Raw genomic sequence first — 15241 nt, forward strand, 5'->3', positions numbered from 1 at the left:
CCCCCCCCCCCCCCCCCCCCCCCCCCCCCCCCCCCCCCCCCCCCCCCCCCCCCCCCCCCCCCCCCCCCCCCCCCCCCCCCCCCCCCCCCCCCCCACCGCGATCTACACCCAGTTGGCATCGTCGGCAGCGTCAGATGTGTATAAGAGACAGGATGAAGAGGATGCTGATTGCTAATAGCACATGTAATAAAAACAGTGTGTTTGATGTGTTTTTATCCATGCAACATAATGGAGAAGGCTATCTGTTAGTTTCAGGAACTTATTCGTGTCCTGATTCTGATCAAACGTCGGTAGATGGCATTGAGAGGTTTACCTACAAAAAAGAAGGTAATTATTACTCCCTTTATTTTAAAAATAAAAACAAAGAGTTAAGTGATATTTTTAATGTGCTTAACTATGACAATATCAAGATAAAGATCACGCCGATGACTAACGGTGATTATATTATCGCTTCGCCGATTGAGACCATCATGATGTGTTCCACTGAATAAGTTGTCTGTTCGTAACAGAAGGCCATTAAGGCCTCCATCTTGTGCTAACAATAATATTAAGTGGTGTTTTTTTATACTGACTGGATTCATTTTATACCGATTATCCTTTCGCCAAATCTAAAGCCCAAGCTTATTGCAGCTTGGGCTTTTTTGTTTGTGGTTTTTTCGGGTATGCCATTCACTGTCATTAGACTAAATTGATTGAGATTAGGATAGATAAAGTGGTTGTGTCGCGTTAACGGAGGAAAGACGAAAAAATTAGGGCTATCTATTTTTCAGGCGGCCAACAGATAAAATTGTTCCGCCGGTGATAAATGCTCCCCGACTGGATGCTGAAGTGGCTTTGTTGAATAAATCGGGTTTAGATAAAACTACCCCCTATCAGTCGTTTTCTCAGGCAATCCGTACACTTTTTGGCATGCCTGCACGCGTCATTTTGTTTAAGGCACGGATCATGGCCATAGCCTCTCCGACCTGTGCATCATAGTCACGCAGCGTAAGATGCCCGCCGAACAGTTGTTTTGGAGAGCATGAAAAAGCGTGGGGCAGCCGTAATCTACGCTGCCATCGCTGATACCTTTCCATCACTTTGTTCGCCTATTGAGAACCCCGTATACCAGCAAGCGAATTTATCCTGCAGCTCATTGTTCAGAACAGCGGTCCGGGTCTGTAACAAATAATGCGCACCTTTTCTGCTCCACTGCATCTGCTGTTTTTTGGCCATTCGTCTGGCGATCACTTCATTGATCGTTGATTCCACAAACGCCGTTGAAACAGGTTCTCCGTACCGGTGCATTTCACCGTAGTTTGGGATCATCATCTTATTGTTCCGGATGTAGGTATACATTTCATGCAGTTGTTTTTGCAGGGATTTCAGGTTTGTATAGCTGAGTTCAGGGTCATCGCAGTACATGCTGCAGTCATCAATATGTTCCAGTGCGGCGGCAACATTACCATGCCAGAGGTATCGTTTAGTGCTTTCCAGAAGCGCCAAAACCTTACTGCCCGTCTCCGGATCTGATGCTTGCAGCCCCTTTGCATATTGCATTAACACAGTCAACCGCATCGTAATATGAAACCAGTCAAGCACATGAGTTGACTCAGGATACATACCGAACTGCAGTTCCCTCAGGTTATCCGCGCCATCGGATAAAAAAATATCTGCTGGTTGGCCTGCATTCCCTGGGTGGAGAGGTGTGCCATTAGTCTGCGTTCCGGATGGCAGTCGTCATTCTGGACAAAACCAAAGCGGCGCGTGTCTGCCGGAGACCCGACTGAAAAGGATTTGCCGGCAATAATTTCAAAATTACGCTTTTTGTCGTCCCGATCCCGAACATAACCCCCATCAATACCTACCACAAGCGGTTTACCTGGTCTGGGCAGGTTCCCCCAGTCGCGGGGGCAACCGGAAAGAAAGCCAGAATTCGCTTCTGCCTCTGCCTCTGCATCAAGGCGCTGCGCCACCTGACATAAGTGATTCCTCACCGTTGAGGCATTTAGGCTGTCTCCCACTGGCAGAATATCTTTCAGCAGACGGGTTGTCATTTCATACGAGATCATTGAGGCCCAGCGGGTTTCTATATATTTCAGGGCAGGATGAGTGTGATCGCCCGCCCAGTCACTGAGAAGGCTGACGGTCTTTGTTGTACTTTCTTCGCAGCGGCATCGGTACACCCGGAGCCCCGATACGGGAATAATGCCAAACAGTGTCCGGTACTGTATTTTCTGCCGGCCTTTGATTCTGCGCGCTGCAAGGCAGTGAGGACACTGGATATGCTGGTGAGTGTATTCGTCCGCCTGCTGCTGAACCATTGACTGCTGGACGGTATTCAGCAAGCTCTTCGACTCTGAAAGCGATAATCCGATATCATTTCGGGCATCTCCTGACTTCTGTAATGTCATCAGTTCTTCCGTTCGACTCACGCCTGACTCATCGGTTATAACTATCTGGAGCGTCAATTTCATCGTTGCCTCCTGCGGTGGTGGGATTATCTCCTGGTTACTGGTTTTTCATCTGGTTGCGAAGTTTATAATATATTGAAATGCCGAGGCTTACGTGGTCGCAGGCGATCCTGAGTCTGACACCTCTGGTCCTGAGCGCGCCAATTTCCTGAATTAGAGAAGTATACCTTTATAGATATCCGTCAGCGGCGGCGACCCAACCAGATCACTTCAGGTTCCAGTGCTGGCGCCGCCAGGTCGAGTTTGCTCAATTGCCTGTTGATTTTATTGCGATTGAACCGAACAGCATCCAGGTCGTCAACAAATGCCCGGATATCACCGACCGTTGCTGTATCATCGGCATTAACGATGGCCTCCAGAAACGACAGCGTCTTATCAGCTTCATCCTCGGGGGTTGCTCCGGGCATGCCATGACCGCTTGTACAAAACGGTGTTTTCAGCGTTGAGTCTTCATGAATGGCCTCAACCCGAACGTCATGAAGCCAGTGCTCAAAGAAGTTGTATTCGTAGGTAAAGCGATCGCCGATATCAAAACTAAAATCATCAATCACGGTCTGGAACGGGTTATCCGGAAAGCCAATGCCACCGTCGTAAGAGATACCGTAATCTTTGCCGTAAATATGAAACTGATGGAGGTAATCATCACCCCAGCCCTGCACGATCTGGAAAATGGAGTGAAGTGCGGCCAGCGACGTATCAGCAGCGATTCTTAGCCGGCGCCAGACCATGGGACTGACTCCACGAACAGCGATTTTGATGACGTAGATCTTCATAGCCAGGTAACAGGTATTGTTATGAAATGATGTTGGTTATTCTAGCCCCAGCAGGCGATACATTCGGTGACTGCCCCACACTTTTTCATGCTCTCGTTATCTTGCCGATGAACCTGAATATAGCGCGGTAATGCTTTAATACTGCCAACTGCATATTCGGACATAGTGAAACCTCACGTACTCTGATTTATGTACGCCGTGGGTAATAATCGAAAGACTGGCTCAGCAAAAAGCATAACATTCGCTATTGTGTCGGGCATTATGCAAATGACCTAGATTTGGCGTTTTCCGGAGGTCAATCTTTGGCATTGTGCTAATCCGCTGTGAGATAGCTCACGCAACCGCGGGAACCGTGAACCAGCCCGCGCCTGATTGGGCATACGCCATAAACAAGCTGCCATATTAGCCCTGTTATTGGGTTATTTGCCCGATGAGTCCCGGCAGCCGGTTCCCTATACTTTTCTCCACCAAGCGTTAATGCGTTTAAAAATTGCCGATGCCGTATTAATCGAACTGCTCAAAAAAGGCTGCAATTTAATTTAAACCTTTCGTTCTGAGATATTTTTAGCGGTTTTTCAGGATGAATATAGTAATGCAGGAGAGCATCATGTCTACTATCAGCGCTGCCAACAGTGCCATCAAGCGAACCAATAAGCGTTACTGGATCGTGGTAATGCTGTTTATCGTCACCTCATTCAACTATGGCGATCGTGCCACGCTTTCTATTGCCGGTACCGCAATGGCTCAGGATATTGGCCTCGATCCGGTTGGAATGGGTTATATCTTTTCGGCGTTTTCCTGGGCCTATGTGATTGGCCAGATCCCCGGTGGCTGGTTACTGGATCGCTTTGGCTCCAAACGGGTCTACTTCTGGAGCATCTTCATCTGGTCGCTGTTTACCTTGCTGCAAGGCTTCGTGGATATCTTCAGCGGTTTTGGCATCGTGATAGCGCTGTTTGCGTTGCGCTTCCTGGTCGGTCTGGCAGAAGCACCGTCATTCCCCGGTAACAGCCGGATTGTCGCCGCCTGGTTCCCTGCCCATGAACGTGGCACAGCGGTATCGATCTTCAACTCGGCCCAATACTTTGCCACGGTGATCTTCGCACCGATCATGGGCTGGCTGACGCATGCCGTTGGCTGGTCGCACGTGTTCTTCTTTATGGGTGGGCTGGGCATCATCCTGAGCTTTGTCTGGCTTAAGGTGCTGCACAATCCCAAAGACCACCCCAGCATCAACCAGGCCGAACTGGACTATATCGAAGCCGGCGGTGCCTTGATCAATATGGATCAGAAACAGGCCACGCAGGTGAAGGTCAAAGGCGAGAAGTGGTTCCAGATCAAGCAGCTGCTGCAATCACGCATGATGATTGGCGTCTATATCGGCCAGTACTGCATCAATGCGCTGACCTATTTCTTTATCACCTGGTTCCCGGTGTATCTGGTGCAGGCGCGGGGGATGTCGATCCTCAAGGCTGGCTTTGTCGCCTCGGTTCCGGCCATTTGTGGTTTTGTCGGTGGGGTGCTCGGCGGCGTGATTTCCGACTATCTGATGCGTCGTACTCAGTCGCTGACCTTCGCCCGTAAAACGCCGATCGTGCTGGGCATGCTGTTGTCGATGTCGATGATCTTCTGCAACTACGTTGAAACCGAGTGGATGGTGGTGGGCATCATGGCCGCCGCGTTCTTCGGCAAGGGGCTGGGCGCGCTGGGGTGGGCAGTGATGGCAGATACCGCCCCCAAAGAAATCAGCGGCCTGAGCGGTGGCCTGTTCAATATGTTCGGCAATATCTCCGGCATCGTCACGCCGATCGCCATCGGCTACATCATTGGTACCACCGGATCGTTTAACGGCGCGCTGGTCTACGTCGGGATCCATGCGCTGTTGGCGGTGGCCAGCTACCTGTTCATCGTGGGGGATATCAAGCGTATCGAACTGAAACCGATGGCCAAGGCCAGCAGGCAGTGACACGGCGGCGAGTTTGGCAATTGACCCCAAAATTTTGAGGACATCTCTATGACTACAGCACCAAAAATTACTGCCATGCAGGTTGTACCGGTGGCCGGTTACGACAGCATGCTGCTCAATCTCAGCGGCGCTCACGCCCCATTCTTCACCCGTAATATCTTGATCTTGCAGGATAACGCCGGTAACACCGGGCTAGGGGAGATCCCTGGTGGCGAGAAAATCCGCCAGACCCTGGAAGAGGCTCAGTCCCTGGTGGTTGGCAAAACCCTGGGGGAATACAAGAACGTGATGAACCGGGTGCGCGAACGCTTTGCCGATCGGGATGCCAGCGGGCGCGGCCTACAAACCTTCGATTTGCGTACCACCATCCACGTGGTGACCGGCATTGAAGCGGCGATGCTGGATCTGCTGGGGCAATTCCTTGATGTGCCGGTAGCTGCCCTGTTAGGGGATGGGCAGCAGCGTGACTCGGTGGAAATGCTGGGTTATCTGTTCTATGTCGGCGATCGCAACAAAACGCCGCTGCCTTACCAGAGCCAGCCGGATGATGCCTGCGACTGGTATCGCCTGCGTCATGAACAAGCGCTGACGCCGCAAAGCATTGTGCGGCTGGCGGAAGCGGCTTTTGATAAGTACGGCTTCAACGATTTCAAGCTAAAGGGCGGCGTATTGGCGGGCAGTGAAGAGGCCGAAGCCGTCACGGCGTTGGCGCAGCGTTTTCCTCAGGCACGTATTACGCTCGATCCCAACGGCGCCTGGTTGCTGAAGGAGGCGATCGTGCTCGGCAAACAGCTGCGTAACGTGCTGGCCTATGCCGAAGATCCTTGCGGGGCAGAGCAGGGCTTCTCCGGGCGGGAAGTGATGGCGGAGTTCCGCCGTGCCACCGGCCTACCTACCGCGACCAATATGATCGCCACGGATTGGCGGCAGATGGGGCACACGCTGCAGTTGCAGTCGGTGGATATCCCATTGGCGGATCCTCATTTCTGGACCATGCAGGGATCGGTGCGCGTTGCGCAGATGTGCCATGAGTTCGGTCTGACCTGGGGCTCACACTCCAATAACCACTTCGATATCTCGTTGGCGATGTTCACCCATGTGGCCGCGGCGGCACCGGGCAACATTGCGGCGATCGACACCCATTGGATCTGGCAGGAGGGCAACCAACGGCTGACGCGGGAACCGCTGCAGATTGTCGGTGGCCGAGTACAGGTTCCACAACGGCCAGGATTGGGGATCGAGCTGGATCGGGATCGTTTAATGCAGGGCCATGAGCTTTACCAGAAACACGGGCTTGGAGCACGCGACGATGCGCAGGGTATGCAGTATCTGATCCCTGGCTGGATCTTTGATAACAAACGCCCGTGCCTGGTGCGTTAATCCGTCTACAGAGGAAATCTCATGAAGAGCTGCCATAACCCTTTTCGTCAATCGTTGCTCGCGGGCGAAACCCTGATCGGCTGCTGGTCTGCGCTTGCCAACCCGATCTCCACCGAAGTCTTGGGGCTGGCCGGTTTTGACTGGCTGGTGCTGGATGGCGAGCATGCGCCGAATGACATTGGCACTTTCGTGCCGCAACTGATGGCGCTGAAGGGCAGCCCTAGCGCCGCAGTGGTACGCCCGCCCTGCAACGAACCGGTGATTATCAAACGCCTGCTGGATATCGGTTTCTATAACTTTCTGATCCCGTTTGTGGAAAGTGCCGAGCAGGCACAACAGGCGGTAGCGTCGACGCGTTATCCCCCTGCGGGGATCCGTGGGGTCTCTGTGTCACACCGCAGCAACGGTTACGGCACCGTGCCGGACTATTTCGCCCAGATCAACCAGCAGATTGCGGTGCTGGTGCAGATCGAAAGCCAGCAGGGGGTCGATAACCTGGATGCGATAGCTGGCGTTGAGGGCGTTGACGGCATCTTTGTCGGGCCGGGGGATCTTTCCGCCGCTTTGGGGTATCTCGGCCAGCCTAATCATCCGGAGGTACAGGCGGTGATCCGTCATATTTTCGAGCGTGCCAGCGCACACGGTAAAGCTAGCGGCATCTTGGCACCGGCGGAGGCTGATGCTCGCCGTTATCTGGAATGGGGAGCCAGGTTCGTGGCCGTTGGCAGCGATCTTGGTGTATTCCGCACGGCCACGCAGGCCTTGTGCGATCGGTTTAAACAGGGTGTTGAATAAGGAGAGCGGGATGAAAATTGGATTTATTGGCTTGGGGATTATGGGGAAACCCATGAGCAAAAACCTGCTGCAGGCGGGCTATTCGCTGGTGGTGATGGACCGCAATGCCGAAGCGGTGGCTGAACTGGCCGCACTGGGTGCCGATGTTGCCGCCACGCCAAAGGCGGTGGCCGCACTGAGTGATATCGTGATCACCATGTTGCCTAACTCACCGCAGGTGCGGGAAGTGGCATTGGGAGAAAATGGCCTGATTGAGGGAGCTAAGGCGGGCTCCGTGCTGATAGACATGAGTTCTATTGCTCCATTGGCAAGCCGTGAAATCAGCGAAGCACTGGCTACCAAACAGATTGCCATGCTGGATGCACCGGTGAGCGGCGGTGAGCCTAAGGCGATCGATGCCACATTATCGGTGATGGTGGGCGGCGATAAAGAGGTGTTTGATCGCTGTTTTGAAGTGATGAAAACCATGGCCGGTTCGGTGGTGCATACCGGCGATATTGGCGCTGGCAACGTCACCAAGCTGGCGAATCAGGTGATCGTGGCGCTGAATATAGCGGCCATGTCCGAGGCGCTGGTGTTGGCGACCAAGGCCGGGGTTAATCCAGATTTGGTTTTCCAGGCGATCCGCGGTGGGCTGGCGGGCAGCACGGTGTTGGAAGCCAAGGCACCGATGGTGATGGATCGCAATTTCAAACCGGGTTTCCGCATTGACTTGCACATCAAGGATCTGGCCAACGCGCTGGATACCTCCCATGGCGTGGGGGCACAGCTACCACTGACCGCTGCGGTGATGGAAATGATGCAGGCTCTGCGCGCCGATGGTCTGGGCAATGCCGATCACAGCGCACTGGCGTGTTATTACGAAAAGTTGGCCAAGGCAGAGGTTACGCGATAGGGGCAGCAGAGTACTGGTTAGTTAAGGTGACGCCCCTCACCCCAACCCTCTCCCGTAGGGCTGAGGAATCCCCAGAAAAATTGAGACGAGAAATAGGCTGTTTTTTTACCCAAAAACGGACTAAAAAATAGCCTCAAGCAGACGAGAAGAAGTGGTTCGTCATTCTCTCACTGCCAATTTACGAACAAAATGGAACGGATTGATCGTAAAACACTCGCTCTAATTCTCTGAAACCACTAAGAAAAAATTAGTGGGGATTCCTCAGCCCGTAGGGAGAGGGAGCTGTCCGGAGTTGTGGCAAGGTGCGGTGCTCAATCTGTTAGCTGGGTAAAATGATGTGGTCTAGTAATATTGAACACCAATTAAGGTTTTTTTAGCCGCATGTTTTTCTTTGGCATGTGGGAGCTGTCCGGAGTTGTGGCAAGGTGCCGTGTTAATCTGTTAGCTGGGTAAAAGGTAGTTGGTTTAGTGCCATGGTCAGGTAAGTTTCTGCAACAAATAGCGAGCTCGATCGGTCCCCTCTCCCTGTGGGAGAGGGTTAGGGTGAGGGGCGTCTAGCTTACCCCAACTGGAACTTCGCTTCCGTCTCCACCAGCTCAATCTCATCCAACAGCTCCAGCCATTCCGGTTCTAAATCACCGTTGCTGACACCCTGACGCAGTTGCTGCTCAAGATAGAAGCAGAGTTGCTTCAGGCGCGGAACGCCGCTGTAGCTGCAACTGCCGTGCAGCTTGTGGATCAGATCGAGAATGGTGTCGTCCTCTTCTCCTTCCAGCACGGCTTTTACCCGATCGCTGACCTGCGGCAGGAACTCGATCAGCATCTGTAACAGATCGCGTGCCAGATCCTCTTTATTGGCGGCTTGGCGCAATGCCAACGGCCAATCCAGCGATAACGGTGGTTCAGCCGGGCCACGAGGCGGGGCTGCCTCAGGTTCAAGTTCGACGGTGTGATATCGTGAGAGCACCCGTGTCAGCATGGCTTCGTCAATCGGCTTGGCCAGATAGTCATCCATGCCAGCCTGTAACAGGTGTTCGCGCTCGCCGCTCACCGCATGGGCGGTAACCGCGACGATCGGTGTGGAGTTGTGATGCGGCATCTGGCGGATCAGCTCACTGGCGCGGATGCCGTCAATGTTCGGCATCTGAATATCCATCAGGATCATATCCAGCACGTTATCACGTGCCAGCACGATGGCCTCCTCACCGCTTTCGCACAGCAGCGTTTTTTCTACCTGTTCGGCCAGCAAGGCACCGATCAGCTTCAGGTTGGCCGGGTTATCATCGACTGCCATCACCGTCAGCGGTAAGCGTTTATGTACCTTTGGTGCATTCTGACGCAGTGGGGCCTCCAGACGCAGTAACGGATACAGGCGATTACTGCTGATCGGTTTGGTCAAGCAACCGATAGCGCCGAGCTTTTTCATTTCTTCGGCATCGATCTGCGACTGGCTAGGCACTGCCAGGATCACTCGATCGGCAAGGCTCAGTGACTCCAGCAGCTTGTCTCGATGCTGGCCGATACCGTCCCGATAAGGGATCGGTACGCCTGCCAGCAGGAAGTCATAATGATTTTTCGGCAATTGCCCCAGAGTTGGCGAATGGGTCACCACCAGATGGGTGGCGCTCAACATATTCAGCGTGGCCTGGGCCGCGGTTGGGTTGGCTTCGATATAGGCCAGGGTTTTACCGCGCAGATCTGGCAGGCTCGGTGGCAACGACAACATGCCTTCGTTGAGATCGAGGGTGATGTGGAACCAGAAGGTTGAACCGCGATTGAGCTGACTGTGGAAGTTGATATCGCCGCCCATCTCTTTCACCAGTTTCTGGGTGATCACCAGGCCCAGACCGGTACCGCCGTGGCGGCGCGAAATGCTGGCATCGGCCTGGCGGAAGGCCTGGAACAGCTGCGATTGCTGGCGTTCAGAAATCCCGATGCCGGTATCGTGGATTTGCACCTCCAGCTCCACTTGGCGTTCCAACTGGTTACGTAGCTCGACGCGGATATCGATATTGCCGGTTTCGGTAAACTTGACCGCATTGCCGAGCAGATTGGTGATCACCTGCTGTAGCCGCAGTGAATCGCCAATCACCTGCTCTGGCACATCGTTTTGCACATCCAGGGTCAACTCCAGCCCTTTGTCGTGTGCGCTAGGGGCCAGCAATACCAGCACCTCATCCAGCGTTTCACGCAGCGAGAACGGAATGTGTTCCAGGATCAGCTTGCCAGCCTCCAGCTTGGAGAAGTCCAGCACGTCGTTGATGATGGTCAGCAGGTTGTTGGCCGAGCGTTCGATCGTTTGCAGATAGTCGGTCTGGGTGGCGCTCAGGTCGGTTTTCAGCGTCTGGCGGGTAAAGCCGATCACCCCATTGAGCGGGGTACGCAGCTCATGAGACATATTGGCTAGGAATTCCGATTTGATACGGGCGGCTTCCTGCGCGCGCTTCTTCGCAAGATCCAGCTCGACGTTCTGGATTTCCATTTGTTCCAGCGTTTCACGCAGATCGGAGGTGGCCTGGTCGATGTTCTGCTGCATCTCCTCGTGATAGGCGGTCAGCGACATTGCCATCGAGTTGATGCCGTTTTTCAGCATTTGCAGCTCGCCGAGCATAAAGCCTTCCACCCGGCTATCCAACTGGCCGCGGCGGATACGGTCGACGGTGTTGACCATATTGCGGATTGGGCCGGTGACGTCGCGCATCAGACGGTAGGCAAACAGAATGGCAATACACATACACAACAGCAGCAGCAGGGTAGAAACAAACACCTCTTTATATTGCTGTAGGCGCACCGATTGCAGATCCAGCTCGATCGCCACATAGCCGAGATTGCTGTCAGGATGTGCCTCCTCGTTGGTGCTTTCATCCGGAAACTGTGACTCCGACAGGATTGGCGTGCGCAGGATCAGTGAATCGCCGCGCCGGGTCAGCATCATGTCGGTGGGCATTGGCACACCTTTGGGCAATTGCAACTGGGTATAATTGTGATGATAGTTGGAGGTGACAAACAGGTTGTTCTGCGCGTCAAACACGGTGATCGCCCGGACGATATCCGAATGGCGGCGATGCAGCAGACTGACCAGTTGCCGGACCGACTCACGGCTGCGGAAGGTCATGCCATATTCGCTGGCGACGGCCAGAGGTTCGATGATGCTGGCACCGGCATCGACCAATTGCTCCTGCAGCTCGTTGTAGCGGTGCACTACAAAGAAGGTGCTGAGCAGCAGACCGATCAATAAAGTCGGTGCCAGGATCAGGATCATCATGCGCGCGCGCAAGCTGTATTTGGTCATGGGATTCCAATGTGGGAGAATTGGAGGCTAATCTTAAGCTGAATTAACCAACACACAATCAATAATTATGGCGCAATTCTACTCTCCGAAACGCCGCGTGACGACCCGGCAAGCTTCACAAATATTCACGGTAACGGTAACGGACCTCGATCCATTTGGCCAGGGAGTGGCGCGCCATGAAGGCAAAGCGGTATTTGTCCCCGGCGTTCTGCCGGGTGAACAGGCCGAAATCCAGTTGACGCAGGACAAACGACAGTTCGCCAAAGGTAAGCTCAGGCGACTGTTGAATTGCAGCATACAACGTGTTGAGCCGCGCTGCCCACACTTTGGTGTGTGTGGAGGTTGCCAACAGCAACATGTCTCCGAAGAGCTGCAACAGCAAAGCAAGGCGGCAGCGTTGGGGCGGTTGATCTGCCGTGAAACCGGGGTGACGCCGCAACAGGAACCGGTGATTGCCGGGCCACAATATGGCTACCGTCGGCGTGCACGGCTGGGATTACAGTGGCAACCCCAGCAGCACCGTTTGCTGATGGGGTTTCACCAGGCCGCCTCGTCCGATCTGGTGGCGGTGAAGCAGTGCCCGGTATTGGCACCGGAGCTGGAACGGCTGCTGGTGCCGTTGTATCAATGCCTGAACGGCTTGCAGGCCGTGCAGCGTCTGGGCCATGCGGAGCTGGTGTTGGCGGATAACGGACCGGTGCTGGTGTTGCGCCACCTGGATGCGCTCAAGCAGGGCGATCGTCAGGCTTTGCAGCAGTTTGCCCAGCAAAATGGCACCGCCGTTTATTTGGCACCGGATAGCGATCGGCTGGAAAAACTGTGCGGGGAAGCGCCGTATTATCAGGTTGACGGGCTACGCTTAGACTTCAATCCGCGCGATTTTATTCAGGTAAATGATGCGGTAAATCAGCAAATGGTGGCTCAGGCCCTTGAATGGCTCGAGATTGAGCCCAATGATCGCATATTGGATCTGTTTTGTGGCATGGGCAACTTTACCCTGCCGCTGGCCAAGCGGGCCAAGGCGGTGGTCGGGATTGAAGGTGTTGCCACGCTGGTAGCGAATGGGCAATATAATGCCGATAGGAATAGGCTCAGTAATGTCTCCTTTTTCCATGAAAATCTGGAAGATGACGTTGCGCGACAACCATGGGCAGCACAGGGATTTGATAAGGTGATGCTGGATCCAGCCCGCGCAGGTGCGGCTGGAGTGATGTCACATATTGTAAAACTGGCGCCAGAGCGTGTGGTGTATATATCCTGTAACCCCACGACGTTGGCACGCGACAGCAAAGTGTTGCTGGACGCCGGTTATCGTCTTGCGCGTGTGCGAATGTTGGATATGTTCCCGCACACGGGGCATCTTGAATCCATGGCGCTGTTTATCCACGGGTCGCGGAAAAAGTAGGGAGAAGTTATGGTCGCGGTAAGAACTGCACATCTGAATACGGCGGGTGAATTCGCGCTTGATGACTGGATAGCCAGCCTGGGGTTGCCCAACCCGCAGTCAGGTGAGCGATTAGCCGCAACCTGGCGTTACTGTGAACAGCAGACGAAAGACCATCCTGACGCGCCGTTGCTGCTATGGCGTGGCCTGGAAATGGTGGAGATCCTCTCGACCCTCAGCATGGATAACGACAGTATGCGCGCTGCGCTGCTGTTCCCGCTGGTGGACGCGGCGATCGTTCCTGAAGCCACCCTGACCGAAGAGTTCGGTGCCGGCATTACCTCCCTGGTGCACGGCGTACGCGATATGGACGCCATCCGCCAACTGAAAGCCACCCACAACGACTCGATGGGCTCCGAGCAGGTCGATAACGTGCGCCGCATGCTGCTGGCGATGGTGGAAGATTTCCGCTGCGTGGTGATCAAGCTGGCAGAGCGCATTGCCCACCTGCGTGAAGTGAAGGATGCGCCGGAAGACGAACGCGTGCTGGCGGCCAAAGAGTGTTCCAATATTTACGCCCCGCTGGCTAACCGCCTAGGGATCGGCCAGTTGAAGTGGGAACTGGAAGATTTCTGTTTCCGCTATCTGCATCCCGATGAATACAAACGCATTGCCAAGCTGCTGCATGAACGGCGTATCGATCGCGAGCAGTTTATTGATGACTTTGTGGCTTCATTGCATAGCGCGATGGAAATCGAAGGCATCAAGGCGGAGATTTATGGCCGCCCGAAACACATTTACAGCATCTGGCGCAAGATGCAGAAGAAATCGCTGGCGTTCGACGAGTTGTTCGACGTGCGTGCGGTGCGCGTAGTGGTGGAGCGCCTGCAGGATTGCTATGCGGCATTGGGCATCGTCCATACCCATTTCCGCCATCTGCCGGATGAGTTTGACGACTACGTCGCCAACCCGAAACCGAACGGCTATCAGTCGATCCATACCGTGGTGCTCGGGCCGCGTGGCAAAACGCTGGAGATCCAGATCCGCACCCGCCAGATGCACGAAGATGCCGAACTGGGCGTCGCCGCACACTGGAAATACAAAGAAGGCGCGGTGGTTACGGCGCGTTCCGGCTATGAAGAACGCATTGCCTGGCTGCGTAAGCTGATTGCCTGGCAGGAAGAGATGGCGGACTCGGGCGAAATGCTCGACGAAGTGCGCAGCCAGGTGTTCGACGATCGCGTCTACGTGTTTACGCCGAAGGGTGACGTGGTGGATCTGCCAGCCGGCTCCACACCGCTGGACTTTGCTTACCATATCCACAGCGACGTCGGCCACCGTTGTATCGGTGCCAAGATTGGCGGCCGTATCGTGCCGTTTACCTACCAGTTGCAGATGGGCGATCAGATTGAAATCATCACCCAGAAGCAACCGAACCCCAGCCGCGACTGGCTGAACCCTAACCTGGGCTATGTCACCACCAGCCGTGGGCGCTCCAAGATCCACAACTGGTTCCGCAAGCAGGATCGCGATAAAAACATCCTGGCCGGGCGGCAGATGCTGGACAACGAGCTGGAACACCTCGGTATCAGCCTGCGGGAAGCCGAAAAGCTGCTGATCCCACGTTATAACGTCAACTCGTTGGATGAAGTGTTGGCGGGCATTGGCGGCGGCGATATCCGTCTCAACCAGATGGTCAACTTCCTGCAGGGCAAGCTCAACAAGCCTAGCGCCGAGGAGCAGGATCGCGAAGCGTTACGCCAACTGACCCAGCAGAAAGCCCCGGCAACCTCAGCCCGCAGCAAAGATAATGGCCGTGTGGTGGTCGAAGGCGTCGGCAATCTGATGCACCACATTGCCCGCTGCTGCCAGCCGATCCCGGGTGACGACATTGTCGGCTTTATCACCCAGGGGCGCGGGATCTCGATCCACCGTGCGGATTGCGATCAACTGGCGGAGCTACAGTCTCACGCGCCGGAACGTATCGTGGATGCGGTCTGGGGGGAAAGCTACTCCAGTGGTTATTCGCTGGTGGTGCGCGTCGTGGCCAACGATCGCAGCGGTTTGCTGCGTGATATCACCACCATCCTGGCCAACGAGAAGGTCAACGTATTGGGTGTCGCCAGCCGCAGCGACACCAAAAAGCAGCTGGCCACCATCGATATGGACATCGAAATCTATAACCAGGTGGTGCTGGGGCGCGTGCTGGCCAAACTCAATCAACTGCCCGACGTCATCGATGCCAAACGCCTGCACGGCGCTTGATTTTTCTTTTTTGCTTAAGGGCTCAGCATGCTGGGCCC

Annotated in this window: 9 protein-coding genes and 2 pseudogenes; 7 read left to right on the forward strand and 4 right to left on the reverse strand. The window is 54.6% G+C overall.

Features of this window, described 5'->3' with window-relative positions; all coding sequences use genetic code 11:
* Positions 1 to 161: 161 nt before the first annotated feature.
* Positions 162 to 491 carry a hypothetical protein gene (locus JHD74_RS17010; protein WP_199063146.1) on the forward strand — a complete coding sequence of 110 codons (330 nt, stop codon included), beginning with the start codon at positions 162 to 164 and terminating at the stop codon, positions 489 to 491.
* Between the two features lie 393 nt (positions 492 to 884).
* Here JHD74_RS17010 and JHD74_RS17015 read toward each other — a convergent pair.
* The 3 genes and pseudogenes from JHD74_RS17015 to JHD74_RS17025 all read right to left on the reverse strand — a co-directional run.
* Positions 885 to 1013: pseudogene (locus JHD74_RS17015) on the reverse strand (IS5/IS1182 family transposase); the annotation flags it as partial.
* Between the two features lie 34 nt (positions 1014 to 1047).
* A pseudogene (locus JHD74_RS17020) lies at positions 1048 to 2456 on the reverse strand (ISKra4 family transposase).
* Positions 2457 to 2635: 179 nt separating this feature from the next.
* Positions 2636 to 3226, reverse strand: coding sequence for a plasmid pRiA4b ORF-3 family protein (locus JHD74_RS17025; protein WP_199063147.1), 591 nt, complete (start codon positions 3224 to 3226; stop codon positions 2636 to 2638).
* A 607-nt stretch (positions 3227 to 3833) separates the two neighbouring features.
* Here JHD74_RS17025 and JHD74_RS17030 point away from each other — a divergent pair.
* Genes JHD74_RS17030 through garR form a run of 4 tightly spaced genes read left to right on the forward strand, consistent with a single transcriptional unit; the run spans position 3834 to position 8262 of the window.
* On the forward strand, positions 3834 to 5192 hold the full coding sequence (locus tag JHD74_RS17030; RefSeq protein WP_024483471.1) for an MFS transporter: 1359 nt from the start codon (positions 3834 to 3836) through the stop codon (positions 5190 to 5192).
* A 48-nt stretch (positions 5193 to 5240) separates the two neighbouring features.
* Positions 5241 to 6572 (forward strand): glucarate dehydratase, encoded by a 1332-nt coding sequence (gene gudD, locus JHD74_RS17035; protein WP_199063148.1) that lies wholly within the window; start codon positions 5241 to 5243, stop codon positions 6570 to 6572.
* A 21-nt stretch (positions 6573 to 6593) separates the two neighbouring features.
* On the forward strand, positions 6594 to 7367 hold the full coding sequence (gene garL, locus JHD74_RS17040; RefSeq protein WP_121608728.1) for a 2-dehydro-3-deoxyglucarate aldolase: 774 nt from the start codon (positions 6594 to 6596) through the stop codon (positions 7365 to 7367).
* 10 nt (positions 7368 to 7377) lie between these two features.
* Positions 7378 to 8262: a 2-hydroxy-3-oxopropionate reductase gene (gene garR, locus JHD74_RS17045; protein ID WP_141131151.1), complete on the forward strand. Its 885-nt coding sequence runs from the start codon at positions 7378 to 7380 to the stop codon at positions 8260 to 8262.
* 559 nt (positions 8263 to 8821) lie between these two features.
* On the opposite strand, the gene barA is transcribed toward garR, so the two are convergent.
* The gene (barA, locus tag JHD74_RS17050; protein ID WP_199063149.1) at positions 8822 to 11554 is read right to left on the reverse strand and encodes a two-component sensor histidine kinase BarA; all 2733 of its coding nucleotides are present in this window, start codon (positions 11552 to 11554) and stop codon (positions 8822 to 8824) included.
* 67 nt (positions 11555 to 11621) lie between these two features.
* On the opposite strand from barA, the gene rlmD reads away from it, so the two are divergent.
* Complete coding sequence (gene rlmD / locus JHD74_RS17055; RefSeq protein WP_199063150.1) at positions 11622 to 12959, forward strand: 23S rRNA (uracil(1939)-C(5))-methyltransferase RlmD; 1338 nt, start codon at positions 11622 to 11624, stop codon at positions 12957 to 12959.
* Positions 12960 to 12968: 9 nt separating this feature from the next.
* The gene (gene relA / locus JHD74_RS17060; protein WP_074031837.1) at positions 12969 to 15203 is read left to right on the forward strand and encodes a GTP diphosphokinase; all 2235 of its coding nucleotides are present in this window, start codon (positions 12969 to 12971) and stop codon (positions 15201 to 15203) included.
* The last annotated feature ends 38 nt before the right edge of the window (positions 15204 to 15241 follow it).

Source organism: Serratia sp. ASV30 (genome assembly GCF_016428815.1).
In the GTDB taxonomy this organism is placed as follows: domain Bacteria; phylum Pseudomonadota; class Gammaproteobacteria; order Enterobacterales; family Enterobacteriaceae; genus Chania; species Chania fonticola_C.

What these genes read in the sequence shown, in the direction of transcription:
- garL (WP_121608728.1), top strand. Translation starts at nt 6,594, where the DNA reads ATGAAGAGCTGCCATAACCCTTTTCGTCAATCGTTGCTCGCGGGCGAA.
- relA (WP_074031837.1), top strand. Translation starts at nt 12,969, where the DNA reads ATGGTCGCGGTAAGAACTGCACATCTGAATACGGCGGGTGAATTCGCG.
- garR (WP_141131151.1), top strand. Translation starts at nt 7,378, where the DNA reads ATGAAAATTGGATTTATTGGCTTGGGGATTATGGGGAAACCCATGAGC.
- JHD74_RS17010 (WP_199063146.1), top strand. Translation starts at nt 162, where the DNA reads ATGCTGATTGCTAATAGCACATGTAATAAAAACAGTGTGTTTGATGTG.
- JHD74_RS17025 (WP_199063147.1), bottom strand. Translation starts at nt 3,226, where the DNA reads ATGAAGATCTACGTCATCAAAATCGCTGTTCGTGGAGTCAGTCCCATG.
- barA (WP_199063149.1), bottom strand. Translation starts at nt 11,554, where the DNA reads ATGACCAAATACAGCTTGCGCGCGCGCATGATGATCCTGATCCTGGCA.
- JHD74_RS17030 (WP_024483471.1), top strand. Translation starts at nt 3,834, where the DNA reads ATGTCTACTATCAGCGCTGCCAACAGTGCCATCAAGCGAACCAATAAG.
- rlmD (WP_199063150.1), top strand. Translation starts at nt 11,622, where the DNA reads ATGGCGCAATTCTACTCTCCGAAACGCCGCGTGACGACCCGGCAAGCT.
- gudD (WP_199063148.1), top strand. Translation starts at nt 5,241, where the DNA reads ATGACTACAGCACCAAAAATTACTGCCATGCAGGTTGTACCGGTGGCC.